This window comes from Thalassotalea coralli (genome assembly GCF_055786205.1).
In genome coordinates, this window is the sequence record NZ_JBVVBK010000004.1 from 333,996 (window position 1) to 354,698 (window position 20,703).

Here is a 20,703-nt window from a genome sequence, read left to right on the forward strand (position 1 = left end):
AAAGTTGGTCTTCGATAGAGAATGTTTACATATTCTGTCTTTGAGTAAATACTGCTTCTCGTTGACGCTACACGGTTGTAGTTAATTTATACGGAGAAATGAACATGAACACGAAACCAACTAAAGCTTTTACTTTGATGTCTATTGCTATGCTAATTGCTGGTATAACAGCATTTTCTATCGGGCTTTTGAATGCGGAAATGGCACTGAACGAAAAAGGGTATTATTTCGCTATTCTTATTTTTGGTTTGTTTTCTTTTGTTTCATTACAAAAAACGGTGAGAGACAAATTAGAAGGTCAGGAAATATCTAAACCTTATAGCATCATGTGCTGGGTAGCGTCAGGTGCAGCAGTAGCTTTGTTGGCTATCGGCTTAGTCAACGCAGAGTTATTACTAAGTGAAAAAGGCTTTTATGCCATGGCTTATTTATTAGCTGGATTTGGCGCTATTACTGTGCAAAAAAATGTTCGTGATAACTTAGCGCATCAATAGCAATAAGCGTTAAAGAAAACCTTTTTTGTTGTCAGCTTTAAGCCACCTCCTATGGAGGTGGTGATCGTTCAGTCGGGGCTATGCCCGTAAAGAGCTTCACTCCAAAAGTAATCCTTAAAGTTCTGGGAATAGCCAGTTTTTTCTTCTCAATTGGTATGATGAATACCCGTTCCCGTTGAAGCGATAACAGCAAATATTTTTTAAGACGCCATGCCTGTCAGCCACGGATGGCTGACACTGACGCGCGGTTGGATGAGCATTCGTCAGGTAGGCATGGCGTTTAAAATATTTGCTGTTTGATTTCGCTGAGTCGGGCGATGAGGGAGTTGTTAGAGGGAAACAATCGATTTTTCCCTCTAACGTGTTGTCGGCACACCGACAATATAGTGTGATGTTAAAAAGAAACTTGAAAGAATTTTACTTTGAGATGAATCAATGCTCGAAAGAAAGTAGCTTTCTTCTAGGGAGCCGTGTCGAATACATCTGCTACGCAGGCGAATTCTTTACTGTATTTAATGTAATAATATCGAGTTAGAATTGACTAGCTAAATTGTCATTACGTAAAGATAAACAGGATGTTATGAATAAAACTATTTTTCCTCTATTACTTGCGGCGATATTTACTGCGTGTGCAGCCCTTGCTCATATTGGCTGTATTATTTTTGGTGGTGATTGGTATCGCTTTTTTGGCGCAGGTGAAGAACTTGCTAGGTTATCTGAACAAGGTAGTAGTTATCCTGCAATGGTAACCTCGGTGATTGCCATTGTGTTAACGATTTGGTCTTTGTACGGTCTGTCAGGTGCTAATATTATTAAGCGATTGCCGCTTCTCCATCTCGCCTTAGCTATCATCAGCGCTATTTTTATTGTTAGAGCACTGTCTTTTTATTGGTTAATGGCGATGATCCCTGAAAACAGCTTAACATTTTGGATTGTTAGCTCATCTATTTGTTTTGTAATAGGTGTTTTATATGCCATCGGCACTTGGCAAAGTATTCAACAAAAAGCTTTACTAAATAGGACGTAAATCGTGAGTAACAGTTCACTTGGCAAAACTTTCACCTTAGTAGTCGGTACTGATTCAACTTGGTCGTTACGGGCCTGGATGTGTGCAAAATTAAGTCAAAGCGTATTTGATGTAAAGGTTATCGATCTTGCTAAAGCTCATTACAAAGAAGAAGTGTTAACTTTTTCATCTGCAGGTCAAGTGCCAGTGTTATTGGCGGGTAATTACGTTATCCATGATTCGGTCGCTATTAGTGAGTTTTTTAACGATATGCATGAAGGTAATCTATTTCCAGAAGATGTCGTTGAACGCGCTCTTGCTAGAAGCTTAATCGCAGAGTTGCATGCGGGCTTTATCGGCCTGCGCTCGCAATGTCCTTTTCAATTAATGCCTGCTAACCAGCCTGTTGTTCTAAGTGAACAAAGTAAGCGAGAAATTAAACGAGTCGAAGACATTTTCTCTCAAGCGAAGTGCCCATATATGTTTGGCTCTGCCGGTGCGGTAGATGCGTTTTATGCCATTTTAGCTTTTAGGCTTAATGCATATGGCATCACGCTTACCGACAAAGCAGGAGATTACCAACAAAGCTTATTAGAATGGTCGTTATTGCAAAGCGCGATAAAAGAGGCGGCGTCATGGAAAAATAAAGCTGTTTAAACGATTAACGTTTCGATAACATGACGTTAAATATGAAGTAGACAAGGAGGCATTGGTGAATAAAGTTCAAGGTACGATTGCTGGACTTATCGCGTTAGTGTTTATAGGTGGAGTAGCCCAAGGGTACAACGAGGCACACCATAGTATGGTTGCCGAAGAAAAGTGTGGTGGAAAATCTAACGTTAAATATGCTAACTCGACCGGATACGAGTGCATAGATAACTCTCTAATGAAACGAATGTAATGAGCGCGTAGTTCACTTAGCATTAATCATTTGCTCAAAATAAAAAACCTCGCTCTGCGAGGTTTTTTTATTCTTTTGTTTTATCGCTATGGTTAGCTCGTTAGCTCGCTGGAAGCTCTGCGTTGTGGTAAACGTGCTGCACGTCTTCACAATCTTCTAGCATCGCTAAGAATTTTTCAAAGTTAGCAATGTCTTCTTCAGCAGTAATTTCAGTATAAGTTTGTGGTACCCACGAAATTTCTTCTACTTCTAAGTTGTACTCAGGCATAGTATCGGCAAAAGCAGTTTTGATTTTGAAGAATTCCGTATGAGGTGCGAAAACGGTAATGATGCCATCTTCAAGCTCAACATCGGTAACGTCAATATCTTCCATCATTAAGTTTTCTAACACTGTTTCGTCATCTTCGCCTTTGAAGGCAAAAACTGCTTGATGATTAAACATATGCGAAACTGTGCCTGTTGAACCAATCTTGGAGTTAGTTTTAGTAAAACATTGGCGAACGTCTTTAATTGTACGGTTACCATTATCAGTCAAACAGTCGATAATCACCATACAGTTACCTGGTCCAAACCCTTCGTAACGTGCTTCAGAATAATCTTCACCACCAGTACCTTTTGCTTTATCGATTGCTTTTTCGATAACGTGAGTAGGGACCTGATCTTTCTTGGCTTTATCTATTAGACTGCGAAGAGCAAGGTTACCGTCTGGATCTACACCACCGCTTTTCGCGATTGCATAAATCGCTTTACCGTATTTTGAATAAACTTTAGTTTTTTGGCCGGCTGTTTTAGCCATTGATTCTTTACGGTTTTGGAACGCTCTACCCATAATTAATCATTCTCTTATCTAGTCTCAAAAATTAATGGCTTGATTCTAACAAGCTACACGCGAGCTTTCTAGAGCTAGATTGTGAATAACGATTAAATTATATGCGGTTACCAATAAGGAGTTGACTAAGATTCAATATCCCATTGGTTCTTAGATAAATGGCCAACTAAATAATAAAACAACAGCCAGTTCTTGATGTTTTCAATTAGTATGTGTTTCATCTTGCTCTCCTTGAGTGTTATCTTTGCTGGTTAGATAAGTGACGTGCTGTATATCACTAAAACATAGATAAAACTGCAAAGATAAAGCCATAAGTTAATTGATTGAAAACTATCTAAAAAGTTAGTGGTAGTTTGAAAGTTCGCACTAAAATACAACAGGCATTGTGCCAAGAGGGTGCAAAACCTACTTAGCAACTCTTTGATATTGATTAAAAAAGGGCATTGTTGCCAATGCCCATACTTCAAACAAAAGTAAGAATGTTAGAAATCTGGGGAGATTTCGCTGCTCATTTCATCATGCAATTGTGACTTGCTAATGACAGCTAGGTGAATATAAAGGGTAATTAACTTACCCAACCAAGCATGAGTTGAATGATAACCGCATTGGAAATATCGATAAAGAAAGCGCCAATTAACGGGATTATTAGAAAGGCCATCGGAGAAGCACCGTATTTTTTAGTTACCGCTGTCATGTTAGCGATAGCCGTTGGTGTTGCTCCAAGTGCTAAGCCGGCATACCCTGAAGACATTACTGCAGCGTCGTAGTTTTTTCCCATCATAGGAAAAATAAGCAAAATGACAAATAAAGTGACTACAACAACTTGTGCAACTAATAACAGCAGCATTGGCAGGGCAAGATCAACTAGCGTATAGAGTTGTAAGCTCATTAACGACATAGATAAAAATAGTCCTAAGCTAACATCAGAGGCTAAGGCTATCGTTGGCTTACCTGTTGGCCAATCGACGTTTTTCCAGATGAGAGGAATGGTATTAGTTAACAATATTCCACCAAAAATACAGGGTACAAACAGAGGCAATTGAATACCTAACTCTATAAGTACTGCATGTATATTAAGCCCGATTCCGATAGCCACCGTTAGCACTAACAGAAAGCTGTAAACATCGTTCACTGTAATTTTGGTATGGTTTTCATGTCGAACACCGACGCTAATCGATTGGTCGTGGTTATTAGAAAGATTGTGCTTTTTAATTAAATAGTTTGCGATAGGACCACCTATAATGCCACCTAATACTAATCCAAAAGTGGCACAAGCAACGCCGATTTCCATTGCGTTAGGGATATTGTAATTCTGAGCAAAAATGGGCGCCCAAGCAATCGCTGTTCCGTGCCCCCCACTAAGTGAAACAGAGCCTGCCAGTACACCAAGCGATGGCTCTAGCCCTGAAGCAGAAGAGACAAACACACCGGTTAGATTCTGAAGAAATAGATAAAGTACCGCTAAAACCAATAAAGTGATTAAGGCGGTTCCTCCTTGTTTTAGTGTTGATAGCTTTGAAGATAAGCCAACGCATGTAAAAAAGACGACGAGCAAAGCATCTCTTTGTTCTAGAGAAAAAGTGACTTCAAATCCCCATAACGCGTAAATCAAGCTAAAGATTAACGAAATAGGCAAAGCGCCGCTTACGGGTTCGGGAATATTAAAGTGTTGAAGAAAAGCGAATCGTTTGTTTAGGTAGCGACCGATAAATAAAACGATTATCGCGACAATAACGGTTTGTCGAGCAGAAAATTCCATAGTGTCAATTGATTAACGTTTGTTAATAGCAACATTAAAACACAGGTCGGTAATAATTAAAGTGATTTGAATGTGACAAATTGAATAACTAACAGTATTTAACTCAATTGATGGCTTGCTTGCTATGGCTAAACGGAGATTGAGCGAGAGACTGTTGAGTGACTTCACGAAAGTACGGCTTAAATATTTCCGAACTACCAGGTTGCAAATATTGTAAATGCAGGTTCATTAACTCGTCTGATAAATACAGTTGATTCAATACTTTGTCTACTTCACTTAAAAATGTTCGCATTTTTTCCGAGTTAGTACACATTAAATGGCCGACAACATAAGGGGCTATACCTTCAATTTCATAAGATCTTGCTGCGATTTTTAAGTCGTATTCAAAGAGAATTTGTGGGTAAAAAAGCGCATAGTTTGCTCTACCGCGATCGAACATATGAATAACGCCAGTGTCGTATGCGGCACCATCTCTATAGATTTTGTTGTTATTTGGAATTTTGCTAATGATTTCGTCTAACTTTGCACCATAGGTGATTTGTCTAGATAAAATCAGTGATTGCTCAGGGTTATTATTAAAAAAATCGACCAAATCAACAGCTTGATTCTCTTTTGGTTTAAGCGGTGCTAGTTGTTCGTTTTGATATAAACGTCGACTTAGAAATAGGTTTACAGGTTGACTAAAAATATATTTTGCGGTGCGCTCTTTCGTTTTTATACGATCAATAACGCAAAGATCATTACCTTTATCCATATACAGTGTTGAACGATTAAACGTAGTGTAATGAAACTGCAATTTAAACGGCAAGTTCTCAAATAACATGCGGTTTGACGCAACGGTAATGCCATTAGCAGGAAGTAAAAGGTTTTCTAATCGCTTTTTATCGTCCGAGTTTTCCATGTGAATATGAAAGACAGGTTTATCTATGGTTGAATTCTCCTGAGAGTACGCAACCGAAAGTAGCAAAACTAATAAAGCTAGTGACGTTTTTACGACTAAAATACCTGTTACCTCTTTTGAATTTCGCCACGCTAATAATAAGTCTAGCAGAGATTTTCCAAGACAAAGCCGAGTATATTGTATAACTGTGAATGCCTCGCTCGAAACTTTTCTGGGAAATGGCTTGCCCCAACTTTCAGCAAGCATGATAATAAAAAAGCGTCACTTCTTGTTAACAAGATATTTTTATCGGAACGGCTATTGGACACACAAAAGTTTACTATTAATCAATATCTTGTTGATCTAACGCGTGCAGAGATAACCTTTAAAGGAAGTGTACAGTCGATGGAGCCTAAAGTGGCTCATGTGTTGGCGACCTTGTATGAGGCGCAAGGTGAAATAGTTAGCCAACAACAGTTACTGGATACTGTTTGGCAAGACGTTATTGTTTCTCCAAATACTATTCAGCGATGCATTGCACAATTAAGAAAGCTCCTTGGTGACGACGCTAAATCGCAGCGAGCTATCAAAACACATCCTAAAAGAGGTTACAGCATTGCTTGGGGGGCTATTACTCAAGACGATAGCTTTTCTCCGCCTCGTGAGCAAAGTAATGCTTTTGAGACAAATCTGCCCCTTAAAGCTCTAGGTATTCTGCTAATTATAGTGATCGGTATTGCGGTTGTAATATTGATGAAAATACCTGAGTCAAATTCAACGCTACAATCAACATTAGAAGTGCAACAGTCAAAGCTGCAGCAACAGAGTTTTATCGATCGAATCAAGCCTATTACTTTAGATCATCAAAATGTTTTGGAGGCAGCGGCTGCTCCAAGCGGAAAGTTTATCGTGTTTATTCGAGAAGTTGATGATCATCACCAATTAGTTTATCAAGAAACTAATAGCACCAGCGAGCAAGTATTGCTTGACCACTTTCGCTCTTATTCAACGTTAATGATTGCCGACAATAACAGCGACATCTATTTCGCTAAATTAACCAGTGGAGACTCCCAAAAGTGTATTCAAATTGCTCGATATTCGTTATCAACTAAGTTACTTACTAACGTGACACCTTGTGTTCAAGGGTTTCGTTACCAACCGCTAAAGGCAAGTGAACAGCAACTTATTTACTTGGGAGAAAATAGCCAAGGCAAGCAATTAATCATTTTATATTCGTTTGAAAGCGACACTGAGACCATATTATTTGAACCATCTGATACTGTTGTTGCGCTTGAGTTCTCTTCAAAAACAGGTCACTTATACTGGCTAGGGACTGAGGGTAAGGTGCACTATGGTTACTTGGACTTAACACAAAGTCGTTTAACGAAAATAGGGATATTACCATTAAACGAAACAAGTGCAGGGCTGCAATCGATTCAAAGCGCTGACTTATTTTGGCACAACCCGTCAACGCTGGCGCTAGTGCTAAACAATAATATTTATTTCTATCAAGGCAACGAACTAATGAAAAGTTTCAGCGTGCCAATGCGAAATCAATTAGCTCGTGTTAGCGTGTTGCCTAATGAAAATAAATATATCGCTATTTTAAGCCAAACGGATAAACAAGTGTCTAAACGCCGATTTATTAATGGCAATAAGACTGAAGATGACATGATTCTTGCGAGTAAGTTTCATGAGCGATTAGCTAAGTTTCGTCCTCAAACACAACAAGTTTCCGTGTTATCAAATCGCTCTGGAAAAATGCAAGTTTGGTTAGACACCGATGAAAATGGCCGACAAATTACGATAGCGGATCACTCAATAGAAGATTATATCTGGGTTAACCGCAACCAATTAATTTTTATTGCCAACCAGCAGTTGTGGCTACAGCAAGTATCTTCCGATGCGAATTTGCAAACAACTTTCGCTAAACGGTTAGACTTTCAGTACGAGCCTAACACTCTAATGCAAAGTTTCGGTAACGAACTTTTACTGTCAGTTAAACACGATAATAATCACAAGTTGGTTAAGTATTTATTAGATAGTGACGAAGTTGAAGTGCTTTCCGACAAATCGCCTTCTTGGGCACAATATCTAGACAGTAATCGTATGTTAATGGCGGACACTAAAGGAAAATTGAGTTTATATTCACTTCCTGACGATATCATCATCGATAATGCTCTACCACAAGAGCTAAAAGCAATGATATTGCAGTATCGATTTATAGCAAAAACAAATGTTATTTACTTACAAGATAAGCAGCGACGACTATTAAAATACTTATTCAATGATAATACTGTTCAGTACATAGGTCATTATGATGAAAAGTCTTTATTTATGACTGACTTTAACGGTGAGAGAGTAGAAATGTTGAGTGAGCTGTTAGATAAGCAGTCACGTGAGCTAGTTGAGCTCACGTACAATTAACAATACTTTACTCATTGGCTATTGTTTCAACTGTGTGAGCCTATTTTCAATAAAGCTAATCGCTTCCTCATTTTGTTGTTGTTTTGCTAGTTTCAATGCTACGTCTAAAGATTGAATCGCTTTGTTATTTTGCCCAGCACCTTGCTGAATCTCACTTAATCTTAAAGGTAATATGATGTTGTCTGGCGATCCGTTAATGACGAAATTCATGGCTTCTTCAGCTTTATCTAATTGAGCTTTTTTACCGTAGTGGAATGCCAGATCTACAATGGCGTTGTCATAATCCATTTTAAAGCCATATTTCTCTTTAAGTGTTTGATAATAGGCTTTTACACCAACTATACCACTTTCATCGAATTGATGAGGTGACGGTTGTAAATCAGTAAAATTACTTTGTGCTGCATGAACCAAACCTATTACAGGTGCTGACAGAAAATTGTGCTGACTTAAATCTTCGAAAGTAACTGAAAAGCCTTTAGGGAAACTAGCACGTTGCTGATTAATGCCTTTCTCAATCTTTTCATAAAGAGGCTTGTTTTCCTTGAAGCTTCCTAAACTCAAATACAAGGTTTTATGGGCATACTTATTGTTGATCTTTAATCGCGCTAAATTGTTTACTAAGTTGGATTGATCAAGTTCAAGCGCAGGGCTAAAAACAAAATAGGCGTTGAACAGTGATGGCTTATCTACAAATAGCGATAAAATTAAATTGGCGTTACTGGAAAAGCCTTCAATTATTCTATAAGGCTGAGTTCTTAGTTTTTTATCAATAGCTGGGATAACCTCTTGAGCGTAAACTTGGCTGGTTAGCTGATCTACGCTGCCAGATGCTTGTGAATATTTATCTGTACTAATCAAAGGTAAATTGACAATAATGACTTCAGGAATAGGGGCAAACCCAACATGACTTAACCATTTTACTTGTTCTTTTAGTACTTTTAGGCGACTGCCTCCCGAAGTGGTATAGAATACCGGGTAGCGCTTTTTTGGGTCTTGGTCATAACTATTCGGCAAAGTTATATCTATGGTATAGCTTTGCTTGGTTAAGTGAGAGTTTAAAGTAATAGTTTTAGCTTCTTCTGAATTTGCTGTTGGTGTTAGTAGCAAGCAGATCAAAGAAATGATTAAAATGGAAGATTTCATGGTTAATGCTCCTTATTTTTAAGCAGCAGTGTGCCTCAAATGCGGGAAATTTAGCTGATGAAACCATGATGATTATCTGAGATTTTTCTGCTAATCGTATAATTTATATCGATTTTATAATTTATTTCTTACGCCGCGAGCTGAGAGTGGCATTTTAAGTAAATACCCCTGATTTGTTTGTGGAATTAATTATGAATAAAGTATGTTCTAACAAAGTGATTTGTGTTCTAATAGGCACAAGTTGCTTGATGAATTTATCCCCTATAGGAACTCATCCTAACTCAGCAACCCCTCAACTGAAAAATAAAAGTTAGTTATCTGTATTCTGAGGATTAGAATAAAAAGTGAATTGGATTCGAATTTTCTTAGTAAATATTTGTTTATGCTTTGCTCTAAGTTCGTTCGCTTCAGCGCGTTCACTCACGGTTGTTTATCCTGATGTTAAAGCGCCTTATGATGTTATTTTTGATAAAATCAATCAGGGCATTGCAAGTGAATATGATGGTAAGATAACCCATGTAAAACTTCCCGCTAAATTCAAGCCTAAGGAATTTTCCGAGCAAATCGATACCGACAAAGTTATTGCGCTTGGTAAGAGAGGGCTAGCGGTCGCTAAGCTTCTTTATCAGGAAAAACCTGTCGTTGTTGGTGCTCTGCCAATTGCTCCAAACGGTATTTCAGGTATTAGTTTGATGGCTTCTCCTGAAACCTTGTTTTCTAAACTTAAGACACTGGCTCCTCAGGTGAAAAAAGTGCTAGTTGTTCATACTGAACAATCTAAGTGGATCATCGAATATGCGAGCAAAATAGCTAAAAATCATCAGCTTGCGCTAAATAGCATTTCAGTTGCCGATATTAAAGGTGCAGCAGAAACATATAACAGTATTTTTGAAGAGAGCAATGGTGATACTGCTATTTGGTTACCACTAGATCCTGTGACTGCAAATGATAAAGTCATTGTTCCTGAAGTGCTTAAAAAGGCGTGGGAGAATAAGATGGTGGTATTTTCGAGTAAACCAACTCACGCTAAACGAGGTGCGTTGTTTTCTGCAATACCTGATAACGAAATGTTGGGGAAGCAGTTAGGTAAATTTGTAAATACGGTAGATCATACTAAACGCCCATCTACTGTGTTACCTCTTGATAAAATAAAATTGGCGGTTAACCTACGAACTGCGGCTCACTTAGGATATTCCTATGATGCGGAAAAAAAATCTGAATTTGATTTAACTTTCCCCAATTAATAATTAAATGCTTAAAAATAATAATAACGACATTCAGCAACGTAGTATTAAAAGTCAGGTCATTATTTTCCTTGTGATGGGCGTCACCCTAATGGTGGTTCTACTTGGTTTAATGACGATTAAAGGTATTAGCCAACAAGCGAGAAGTGTAATGATTAACAACGCTTCTCAAATCACCCAAGGCTTATCTGAGCAGTCAATATTCCCCATTCTCTCTGGCTCAGATCAAAATGCTTCAGAATCAATGAAACAAGTTAGCGGTTTTCAGTCTGTAGTGGCAGCAAGGATATTGCTTGAAGACAATTCTGTTTTTTTAAGTAAAGGGGAATTTCCTCGTGAAACCTTAAAGCAACCGATTTCAAATGCGAATCCTAACGAAGGCTTACTTGTTTCAGAGTCTAGTGATTTTTGGTTGTTTATGGCTCCGGTCATTCTAGATGCTCAACAGGAAAACTCTGATGAACAGCAATTCGAAATGATTGAAGAAGAGGTTGAAGCGACAGCTATTGGTCACGTTCAGTTGCTGTATAGCAAACAAAATTATAAGCAAATACAAGAACGTGTCATTAAAACAGTATTAGCTGTGGGCTTTATTTCGATCATACTACTCAGTGTATTTTTGTACTTTGGTCTGTCTTATTTATTTAAGCCGTTAAACAGGCTAGCTAAAACTATGCAGGCATCGAAAGATACTGGTGAGCATATATTTGCATCAGTCGAAGGGGCAAAGGAAATTCAGTACATGGCAACAGCATACAATAGCATGATGGTTGTACTTGATGAGCAAGATCTTGCGCTAAAACAACATAGAGATAAGCTAGAGCAAGAGGTTGCTGTTAGAACACAAGAATTGATAAAAGCCCGCGATGAAGCGATCTCAGCGAGTAAGCACAAATCTGAATTTATTGCGAACATGAGCCATGAGCTAAGAACGCCAATTCAGTCCATTATTGGTTATGGAGAGCTCGTGGTTGAAGAGTTAGAAGTTGAAGGTAACTTTGACTTATTGAGTGATATGGAAAAAATAGATCGTAACTCACAACGACTATTACAAATGATCAATAATTTACTCGATTTAGCGAAAATAGAGTCAGGGAAAATGGAATTGAACCCTGCAGAAGTTAATTTAAGCAGTGTTCTCTCTGAGCTTTCAGATACCATTTTACCGTTAGCACAAAAGAATAATAATCAATGGTCATTTGAAAATAATGCCAATATTCAAGCCCTAGTGGTAGATCAAGAAAAGTTAGAACATATCTTACTAAACTTGCTAAGTAACGCATGTAAATTCACTGAAAACGGCACCGTTAATTTATCAGTGACCTCGACCGATAAACACGCGGTATTTACGGTAACAGATTCAGGTATTGGGTTATCGGACGCTCAACAAGAGTATATTTTTGACGAGTTTAGACAAGTAGATACAGGACAAGCTCGAAGATTCAGTGGTACTGGTCTTGGTTTGTCTATATCTAAGCGCTTTATTGATTTAATGTCGGGAACTATAGAAGTTGAAAGTAAATTAGGCGAAGGAGCTACTTTTACTTTCAAACTTCCTATATCGGTATAGAAAAGATGTCTAAATCAATATCTAATCGAGAGAACGAGGAGCTTTTCCTGTGTACTCTATATCAGAGCATTTGAGCGGTAGAAATGAATTAGGTGCTTGTGGTTCTTGGTTACGAAAACAAGCGATTGCGCCGCTAATAACCGCGAAAGCATTGATTTTATATCCTTCATCTGGGGTGAACCCTTGATCTAAAAGAAAAGCAGATGCATAGCCGCCACAGTTCATAGATAAATTATAATGGGTATCTAAGTGGTCGCTCAGTGTTTTTGCAAACTGCAGGTAAGGACCTACTTCAATTCCTAAATTCTGTTGAATCTCTGCAAAAGGCTTTAAGCGTTCATCTTCTTTATCAATAGGTCGTGCAAAACCCGTAATAATGGGCTTTCCTTTTATCTGACGTGCAAAGGAGAGTACTTCTTCCATTGAGCTGCCAGCTTGATAACGTTCAAACGCTTTTTGCTGAAAGTCCATGCTTAAAAATCGGGCTTGACTGCCGCCATAAGCTCTTGAGTCTGCAGAAAGTATCGCTGTACTGGCAGCGGCAACGACCGTCGATCTCGTGTCACCGGCATAAGCTGCAATTTGGTTACACCAGATCCTACTGTCAGGATAGCTCAGCCCCATCAAACAGATTTCGAGCCAATCTGCCACTTTGCGTTCAACAAGTTTTCCTGTGGCATTGAGAATACAAAGCTGAATGTATGAAGTATTGCCCATCAGTTCATTCATAAGAGAATGACCATGGATATTAACATCTACACCTGCTTGCCAGTGTCCAACGTTACTATAGATAGTTTTGTTGCGCTCATCCCAATATTTAGTTGAAACCATGATTTATTGCTCTTTAGCGTTTGGATTGAGTGGTTCGCCCAAGTATACGTGTTGCTCGTCACTTGGCATTGGAATTGCCGTGATTGGTTTATGAGTTTGCTCTACACCATGTGCGTAAATTCCAGGACTAATTAGCAGTTGATATAGGCCTACCGATTGACGAGCGCTGATGCCTAAATCAATCGCTAATGCAGCAACCAGCCCAGTAACCAACCAAGAGTAATTGTTGCCTTGTAAATACTGAGTTAAGTGATTTGCCCAAGTAAACGCTTGATAGTTGTCAGCATCGTCAATTAGCTTTTCTACGTTATTGGCGATCGCCTGACTAGTTAAATCTAACGAGCCATAATGATTTCCAAACCCGGGTGCAATATGGACCTCACCTGCAAGATTACAGTCATTTGATGCTAATAACTGCTCAGCGACTTCTTTGGGGGGCTGATGAATGTTTTCCATTATAAACGTATAACTGGCTTGAACTTCTCTAGCGCCATTTTCATCGCCGCTGCCCGCTGATAGACCAATTGGGAGCAAGTGTTCAGCATTTGTTTTACTCACACCTGCCACCATTGCCGCTTTTACCGCAGGATGGCGAGGCCCTAATGTGATCAGACTAACTTGTAAAAAATTTAGAATAGTCGATTGACTTGCCTGTGGTAGTTCACCAGTAAACAATAACAATAGTGTATCGGCGAAACTACGCTTGTTAGCTAATGCGTCGATATCATAGCCGTGTAGAAAGCGCTTTTCACACACGTAAGGGTTTTCTTCACTGGGTACTTCCAAAACAATGCTAGTTTGAGCCTTATCTTGGTAGACGAAATCTCTTTTTTCTTTGGTCATTAAAATTGATACCTAAATTCTACTAACGCTGAAAAGCCTGCTAAAGGTAAGTCGTTAGGAATATTGACTCGCTCTCCACTGCTCGCTGACGGCTCTCTTGCATCAACATCGAATAAGTTTTTAGCGATTAAAGATAGTTGCCAATCCGAGCCTTTTGGTTGCCAGCGTAACGTGGCATCGGCCATTGAGTAATCATCAATATTCTCTCGTAAATCGAGCATGGCACGTTCTCTACCCATGACCCAATTGTTTCTTAAATGAAAGCGAAGATCTTCATTTATTTTCCAGTCGAGCTGCAAGTACAGTTGATTACTAGGTACATAAGCAACGTCTTTTTTCGTTTGCTCATTTTCTGCAGAAACGTATGCGTAGTTACCAGCGAGTCTCAGCTTCTCGCTAAGCTGCCATTGTAACTCGAATTCTGCGCCATACCCGACTTGTTCACCAAAGTTTTGAGCAGTGTTCGTACTTTTGCCTGTATCAGGTATGAATTGGATGATGTCGCTCCACTGGTAACGGTAGAAGCTGATGATGGCGCCAAAATCATCTCTAGGGTGGTAGTCAAAGGCTAACTCTACGGTTTCCATTTCTTCAGGTTGTAGGTCAGGGTTTCCTAATGATACAGGGTTGTTAATGTTACCTAATTCAGCAAACGAAGGAGCTCTAAAGGCTTTACCGTACAATATTTTTGTCGATAAATTTAATGACGTAGACCAAACGAGTGCAAGTCTCGGGTTTACTGTAGAGCCAAAATCAGAATAATCATCGATTCTTACGCCAGCAGTAACTTCCCAATCGTTAGCGACTTTCCAAACGTCTTGGATAAAGGCGTAGACATTATCTCGGTCATTTTCGCGGAGGAACATATAAGGAGTATCGGATACATCGACAACAGGGCTACCTTCAGGTAGAGGTTGTCCGTCAGGGCCTAAACCAAAGTTTTTACTTTCTTTGGTTTGATACATATCACCACGATGAAACCCAACACCAACTCGAACTATGTGGTTTTCCAACCCGTCGTATTGTGCGGTTGCATTGGCACGATAATGTCGTTCCCATACTTCTGGATTACCAATAAAGCCATCTGGGTAAGCAGTGCCACCTAATTCAGCACCTTCGGGGTAAATCCAGTAATTGTTTTTAATTTCTTGAGAAGTCTCAAAATAAGACAATTGATAATCGATGTTTAGGTTGGGATTAACTTGTTGATGATAGTTAATATCTAAATTATATCTATCACTGGCTTTATTAGCTTTTGGATCTAATGCTTCACCTAATCCCGCACCTAAGCCTCCATTTGTACGCTTTTGCATACCCGCTCGAATTACAAATTGATCAAATTCAAGCTCCGCTCTCATGTCGTAACTTTCTACGCCTAAACTAACCGAACCAGGTGCATGAGAAACGTCAGTACCAAAAATTCCATCTAAACGTGTTTGTGCATCGGCTTCTATGATGCTGTCATCACCATCTGTTTTGTGATACTCAAGATTTAAAGCAAATTTGTATGAGTCTGTGACTGAAGCAATGTTCACCCAAGCATCTTGCGTGTTATTAGTGCCTGCTCGAATCGCAAATTGATTGTCATTAATATCGTCAGCTGATTTTGAAATAATATTAATGACTCCAGCAAAAGCATCTGAGCCAAAAATGGCCGAGCCAGGGCCACGAATAACTTCAACACGGGCTATTGCCTCTACAGGCATGCCTAACCAGTTTTGATTTCGGTTACCTAAAAAATTATTGGTAATAGGAATTCCGTTGATCAGCATTAGGACTTGAGGATTGTAAGTACTGTGTACACCTCTAAAGGTATACAAAGGTAAGTAGCTGTTAGCACTTCTAGAAACATGTAAGCCAGGTACTGTTTCTAGAATATCATCAATATCAGTAGCGCCCATTTGATGAATTTGCTCTGAGGTAATTACTGTCGCTATTGCCGGTGCTTTAAATATTTGTGTCTTAATGCCGGTGGCAATTTCAACCATTTCTTCACTGCCATAGAAGTCGTCAAAAAAATCGTCTTCTAGCGAAGTAAATTCAGAATGTGCGATACTCGTTCCACAAAAGCCAAAGGATAGCATTGCAAGCGTAAGTGCTCTTAATTTCATTATTAAACCTGTTTATTTATTATTGTTCTTACTTCTCTACGCGCTATATCTTGCGCAATAAACATCCTTATTCTTTGTGTAAAGTCTAAGTGTAGCCTTTCGCTTCAACTTTGCCATCATTCAAACTTTTTACTCTAGCCATCATGGGCGGAATTTCATCTTTGTCAATCCTAACATCGAGTAATGTCGGTACTTTGTCATTAAATATTGTCGCTAAATCTAGATCTAACAACTGTGCAGGACTTTCAATAATAATTCCTCGTGCACCTTGCGCTTCCGCTAGCATGGCGAAATTAACTTCATTCAGTTGCCAACCGATAGATTCCGCTTGGCTCAGTTGTTGTCCGTATTTTATCATGCCAAATGCGGAATCATTTAAAACCACGAATACAACAGGTAATTGATGCTGCACAGCAACGCCAATCTCATGAGAGCTCATTAACCAAGCCCCGTCACCAGCAAAACAAATATGTGGCGCTTTTTTGTTAGCAAATGCTGAACCAATTGCCGCACCTATCGCCCATGCCATGCTACCAAAACCCATGGAAACACGATATAGACCATGGTTTTCTGCTCGTGTTAGATAATGGGTCGCCCATGCCCAAATATTGCCCGTATCAATAAAAATTCTACTGCCTTTCGGCAGCTTTTTTGAAAAATATGACATTAATCGCTGTGGCTTAATTGGAGTATCGTTACTATTGCACTTTTCTTCATCGATGAGGTCGATAAAACCACCAAGTGCATTTTTATTACACTCAAATTCTAAGCCTGTCCAAGTTCTACGCCAACTATGAGAATTCACTTGGTTTATCATGCGATTTAAGATGGCGTCAAGGTGACCACAAACGTGTAGTTTTGCTAATGGCGAACGACTAAAATTCTCTACAGACGAGTCGATATGAATCAGTTTTTTATTTTTTATTTCCGCGACGAGACTACCAATGCCCATTTCAGTGATTGAAGTGCCAATGGCTATAATGAGCTCTATATCATTGTTATTAAATAGGTTGTATGCAGACTCATGGCCTGCATAACCGAAAACACCACGGTATAGTGGATGCTGTTCATTTACCCAAGCCTTACCCATAGGGCCTGATACAAAAGGTGCATTGAGAGCTTCAGCTAGTTTTTCTATTTGTGAGTATGCTCGTTCACAACCATGGCCTAAAAAGAAAACAATTTTATCGACGCTAACAATCTCTTCGAGCAATTTTTCTATTGCTGGTTGGTCCTCTAGCGTCGTTGTGTTCATTAGATAATTAACATGAACATTAGGGTCAGGGTGTCCATAAGGTGCTCTGAGAACATCAGAAGGAATACTCAAGTGCACAGGCCCTCGTGGTGATTGAAATGATGCCATTAAAGCAGAGATCAATTTTCCTTCTAGCTGCTCAGGATGAGAAACAAAGGCATTAAACTTAGTACAGCTCCTAAAAATACTGACTGTGTCTATTGCCGTTTCACTTGAATCTTGTAAGGGCCTTTTACCAAACTTAGGTAGTGCAGTTTGTGCGGTAATGACTAGCATTGCGCTATGGTCAACTGACGCTGAGGCAACTCCAGTGATTAAATTAGTGGCACCTGGACCTGTAGTAGAACAGACGACACCAAGCTTACCTGTTTCTCGATAATAACCGTCAGCCATGAATGCCGCTGCGCATTCATGTCGAGCCACAACCGCTTTGATGCCACCACGCCTCTCTGAACGAGCAAGCGCGTTGTATAGGGGCTCTATTGCTCCTCCTGGTACACCAAACACATATTCAACACCGAGTTGGTGGAGGTATTCTAGTATAAGATCGGCATAATCGCTTATCTCAGCTTGGTATTCGTTATTCGTTGAAACCTCAGTTTGCATAATCTAGCCTGTTAATATGTAGCACTCTTACTGCCACCACTGTTTTATTTGTTATATATAAGCTCGTTAATAAAAATAGACTCTACAATCGCCTTTCGACGATTGACTGTTGTTAAGCCGCAGAATTAGAATCCTTTAAACACTGTCGAATCTCTTTTAAACTCATGGGTTTACCTATGTAATAACCCTGGGCATAGTTAACGCCAAGTTCTGCTAATTTATCTAAGGTTTCTTCATCTTCGACAAATTCTGCCACTGTCGTTTTACCTAGCGCATGAGCTGTTTCATTAATCGCCTTCACTAGCGCTGCATCAATACTATTAGTCAGCATATCCTTCACAAAAGAGCCGTCGATTTTAACGCTATCTGCGGGGATTTGTTTTAAATAGGCGAATGTACTAAATCCGGTACCGAAATCGTCAATAGCAAAGTGACAACCAAGTTCAGAGAGCTTGTTTACTAATCGCTGGGTGCCCGTAATATTGGATAAACTTGCACTTTCAGTTAGTTCGAAAACCACGTTAGATGGCTCAACTTGATATTTTTCAACCTTACTGGCAATAAAACCATATAAGCTACTATCGGCAAAAGCTTGGGCTGATAAGTTAATCGCAAGTTTAGGTAGCTCAGGGCTTTCACTTAAGGTTTTTAGTGCCTTGCCTATAACGTGCCTATCTAACAGCGCCATATCTCCCGCTTTCTCTAAAGAAGGAATAAACTCGTTAGGGTAAACGACTTTGTTATCGACAACTAATCTTACTAGCGCTTCGTAACAGAGAATTTCTCGAGACTTAGTATCGATAATGGGTTGAAATTCTAAAAGTATATCGTCATCGACTAAGGCTTTTTGTAGCTTAGTGACCCATTCAAAGCTTTGTTGCAGCTCTTCGGTAACTCGGTCGCCAACCTCAAAGATATGTGCTCTGTTTCTACCTTTTTCTTTTGCAGCAAACATGGCTATATCGGCTTGTTGTAAATAGGTTTCACTTGATGTCGCTAAACCGTTTATGGCTGAAATTCCGATACTACAACTAATTTTGTACACTTGTTCGTCAAATCTAAAGCTGGTACCAGCGATTACTTCGCATAACTCTTTTGCCGCTAGCTTTGCTTCTTCTACTTTTGTATTCGTCAGCAGCATGGCAAATTCATCACCACCTATACGGCATAGTACGTCGCTACTGCGGGTTCGCTCAGATAATAGTCTAGCAACTTCTTTTAGCACTAAATCACCTTGGTGATGGCCTTGTGAGTCGTTGATAATTTTAAAATGATCGAGATCTATGTAAATAAGCGAGTGTTGATGTTTTAGTCGCGCAGATTCATTGGCGAGTTTGTTTAATTCTAAATCAAAAAAGTATCGATTGTTTATGCCAGTTAAGTTGTCGTGCAGCGCAATATGTTTGAGCTGTTGTTCTGATTTTTTGCGTAAATTTATGTCTTCAATTGTACCTGATAAACCGATTATCTCGTTATTTTCGTCAATATGAGGGGATATATTGAATTCACACCAAACAAATTCATGACGTTTTGTTTTTATCTTTAATTCTATCGTCTCTTTGGCTCTTTTTCCTGATAGCAAATTGTTAAAAGCTTCAATAATGTATTGCTTCGTTTGCGGGGCAGAGTTGTAGATATAATCAGTAAAATTTACACCTATACTTTCTGAAACAGTAAACTTGGTGGTTTGAAACCAGGCATTATTTAAAAAAGTAATTCGTCCCGAAGCAGATAATTCGATAACAATACTATTGAGGCTATCTAGAACACGATAGTGCTTGCGGGACATAGAGTCATACTTGGATTGTTCTGAAGCTAAGGCAATTGCTTTCTCGTTAAATTGTTCATTCGCGACTAAAAAGTCTTCACGCTTGATGGCAATATCGCAGACTTTACGAAGCTGATCTGCTTTAAAAGGTTTTTGAATGTAATCTGTTGCCCCTTTCACCAACATTAGCTGCGCTAAATCAATGGTGCCGTGGGCTGTCATTGCGATAACAACCTGATTAGGGTTAATTGCAATTATCTCTTCTAAAACTTGGTCACCAGACATGCCCGGCATCATTATATCGAGAAGAATTAAATCGTATGTATTTTGTCTGAAAAGCTGCAGACCTTTTTTGCCGTTACTTGCGAGATCTACGGTATATTTATTTTTGAGCATTCGATGAACTAATGCTGCAGTATCTTCGGTATCTTCAATGACTAAGACATTTGGCGTGACGTTTAATTGATCTTGTCCTGAAATCACGTCTATTGCGATGTTGTGTAGTAAGTCAGTTTCTTGATAAGAGACTACTCTGTTGATGTCGAACATTCGTGCAGTGCTTTCGGCAATGCGCTCGCAGTAATTTTCAGTAATTAATATAATCGGAAGAGAAGCAGAAGAGGCTAATATGCCCGTGCGAACTAGTCTAGACAAGCGCCAGCCGTCTATTTGACCCACATTAACTTCAGTAATGATCAAATTAAATTGGTGCTTTTTTAAGTGTGCTATAGCTTCTTGGCTATTGGAAACGGCAACAATTTCATTGCTTTCTCTAGCTAATAGCCGAGACACTTTTAATCTATATTGTTCATTCTGTACTACAAGTAGAAATTTCAAGACTAAACTCACTTTCAACGGCCAAATATAACTACAGTTATTTGGCTGGTCCTTTTTGTCATTTTCAGCTTTATCTATCATAGAGTATTAAAGCTAGTGTTACCCTAATGTAACAAATTAACTTTTACTCATTTTTAACAAAATGTAAAGGGTTCACACGATAGGATCGACACAAAAGTTGTGCTCTCAGAAAAAAAAT

16 protein-coding genes are annotated in these 20,703 nt (G+C 39.1%); 7 read left to right on the top strand and 9 right to left on the bottom strand.

Features of this window, described 5'->3' with window-relative positions; genetic code table 11:
* Positions 1-98 precede the first annotated feature (98 nt).
* The 4 genes from yiaA to ACOB80_RS12520 all read left to right on the top strand — a co-directional run bounded on the left by yiaA (position 99) and on the right by ACOB80_RS12520 (position 2,401).
* Positions 99-494, top strand: a complete 396-nt coding sequence (gene yiaA, locus ACOB80_RS12505; RefSeq protein ID WP_473166172.1) for an inner membrane protein YiaA — start codon at positions 99-101, stop codon at positions 492-494.
* Positions 495-1,074: 580 nt separating this feature from the next.
* Positions 1,075-1,521 (top strand): hypothetical protein, encoded by a 447-nt coding sequence (locus ACOB80_RS12510; protein WP_473166173.1) that lies wholly within the window; start codon positions 1,075-1,077, stop codon positions 1,519-1,521.
* 3 nt (positions 1,522-1,524) lie between these two features.
* Positions 1,525-2,157, top strand: a complete 633-nt coding sequence (locus ACOB80_RS12515; RefSeq protein WP_473166174.1) for a glutathione S-transferase N-terminal domain-containing protein — start codon at positions 1,525-1,527, stop codon at positions 2,155-2,157.
* Positions 2,158-2,212: 55 nt separating this feature from the next.
* Entirely contained in the window at positions 2,213-2,401 is a 189-nt protein-coding gene (locus tag ACOB80_RS12520) for a hypothetical protein (RefSeq protein ID WP_473166175.1), read from the top strand.
* A gap of 100 nt (positions 2,402-2,501) precedes the next feature.
* Here ACOB80_RS12520 and ACOB80_RS12525 read toward each other — a convergent pair whose 3' ends face one another.
* The 3 genes from ACOB80_RS12525 to ACOB80_RS12535 all read right to left on the bottom strand — a co-directional run bounded on the left by ACOB80_RS12525 (position 2,502) and on the right by ACOB80_RS12535 (position 6,136).
* A complete protein-coding gene (locus ACOB80_RS12525) occupies positions 2,502-3,230 on the bottom strand; it encodes a YebC/PmpR family DNA-binding transcriptional regulator (protein WP_473166176.1) in 729 nt (242 codons plus the stop codon).
* Between the two features lie 565 nt (positions 3,231-3,795).
* The gene (gltS, locus tag ACOB80_RS12530; protein ID WP_473166177.1) at positions 3,796-4,989 is read right to left on the bottom strand and encodes a sodium/glutamate symporter; all 1,194 of its coding nucleotides are present in this window, start codon (positions 4,987-4,989) and stop codon (positions 3,796-3,798) included.
* 103 nt (positions 4,990-5,092) lie between these two features.
* Complete coding sequence (locus ACOB80_RS12535) at positions 5,093-6,136, bottom strand: hypothetical protein (protein WP_473166178.1); 1,044 nt, start codon at positions 6,134-6,136, stop codon at positions 5,093-5,095.
* Positions 6,137-6,190: 54 nt separating this feature from the next.
* Between ACOB80_RS12535 and ACOB80_RS12540 the strand changes: the two genes are divergently transcribed.
* Complete coding sequence (locus ACOB80_RS12540; protein WP_473166179.1) at positions 6,191-8,296, top strand: winged helix-turn-helix domain-containing protein; 2,106 nt, start codon at positions 6,191-6,193, stop codon at positions 8,294-8,296.
* Positions 8,297-8,314: 18 nt separating this feature from the next.
* Here the strand turns inward: ACOB80_RS12540 and ACOB80_RS12545 are convergent, their stop codons facing one another.
* Positions 8,315-9,439, bottom strand: a complete 1,125-nt coding sequence (locus ACOB80_RS12545; RefSeq protein WP_473166180.1) for an alpha/beta hydrolase-fold protein — start codon at positions 9,437-9,439, stop codon at positions 8,315-8,317.
* Positions 9,440-9,783: 344 nt separating this feature from the next.
* Here ACOB80_RS12545 and ACOB80_RS12550 point away from each other — a divergent pair, with 344 nt between their 5' ends.
* Both ACOB80_RS12550 and ACOB80_RS12555 read left to right on the top strand, forming a co-directional pair.
* Entirely contained in the window at positions 9,784-10,683 is a 900-nt protein-coding gene (locus ACOB80_RS12550; RefSeq protein ID WP_473166181.1) for an ABC transporter substrate binding protein, read from the top strand.
* A 7-nt stretch (positions 10,684-10,690) separates the two neighbouring features.
* A complete protein-coding gene (locus tag ACOB80_RS12555) occupies positions 10,691-12,253 on the top strand; it encodes a sensor histidine kinase (protein WP_473166182.1) in 1,563 nt (520 codons plus the stop codon).
* A gap of 21 nt (positions 12,254-12,274) precedes the next feature.
* Here ACOB80_RS12555 and ACOB80_RS12560 read toward each other — a convergent pair whose 3' ends face one another.
* The 5 genes from ACOB80_RS12560 to ACOB80_RS12580 all read right to left on the bottom strand — a co-directional run bounded on the left by ACOB80_RS12560 (position 12,275) and on the right by ACOB80_RS12580 (position 20,504).
* A complete protein-coding gene (locus ACOB80_RS12560) occupies positions 12,275-13,084 on the bottom strand; it encodes a hypothetical protein (protein ID WP_473166183.1) in 810 nt (269 codons plus the stop codon).
* Between the two features lie 3 nt (positions 13,085-13,087).
* Positions 13,088-13,927, bottom strand: coding sequence for a citrate synthase family protein (locus tag ACOB80_RS12565; RefSeq protein ID WP_473166184.1), 840 nt, complete (start codon positions 13,925-13,927; stop codon positions 13,088-13,090).
* Positions 13,927-16,038 (bottom strand): TonB-dependent receptor plug domain-containing protein, encoded by a 2,112-nt coding sequence (locus tag ACOB80_RS12570; protein WP_473166185.1) that lies wholly within the window; start codon positions 16,036-16,038, stop codon positions 13,927-13,929. The genes ACOB80_RS12565 and ACOB80_RS12570 overlap by 1 nt, the downstream gene beginning before the upstream one ends.
* Before the next feature lie 85 nt (positions 16,039-16,123).
* A complete protein-coding gene (locus ACOB80_RS12575) occupies positions 16,124-17,899 on the bottom strand; it encodes a thiamine pyrophosphate-binding protein (RefSeq protein WP_473166186.1) in 1,776 nt (591 codons plus the stop codon).
* A 112-nt stretch (positions 17,900-18,011) separates the two neighbouring features.
* Positions 18,012-20,504, bottom strand: a complete 2,493-nt coding sequence (locus tag ACOB80_RS12580) for an EAL domain-containing protein (protein ID WP_473166187.1) — start codon at positions 20,502-20,504, stop codon at positions 18,012-18,014.
* Between the last annotated feature and the right edge of the window lie 199 nt (positions 20,505-20,703).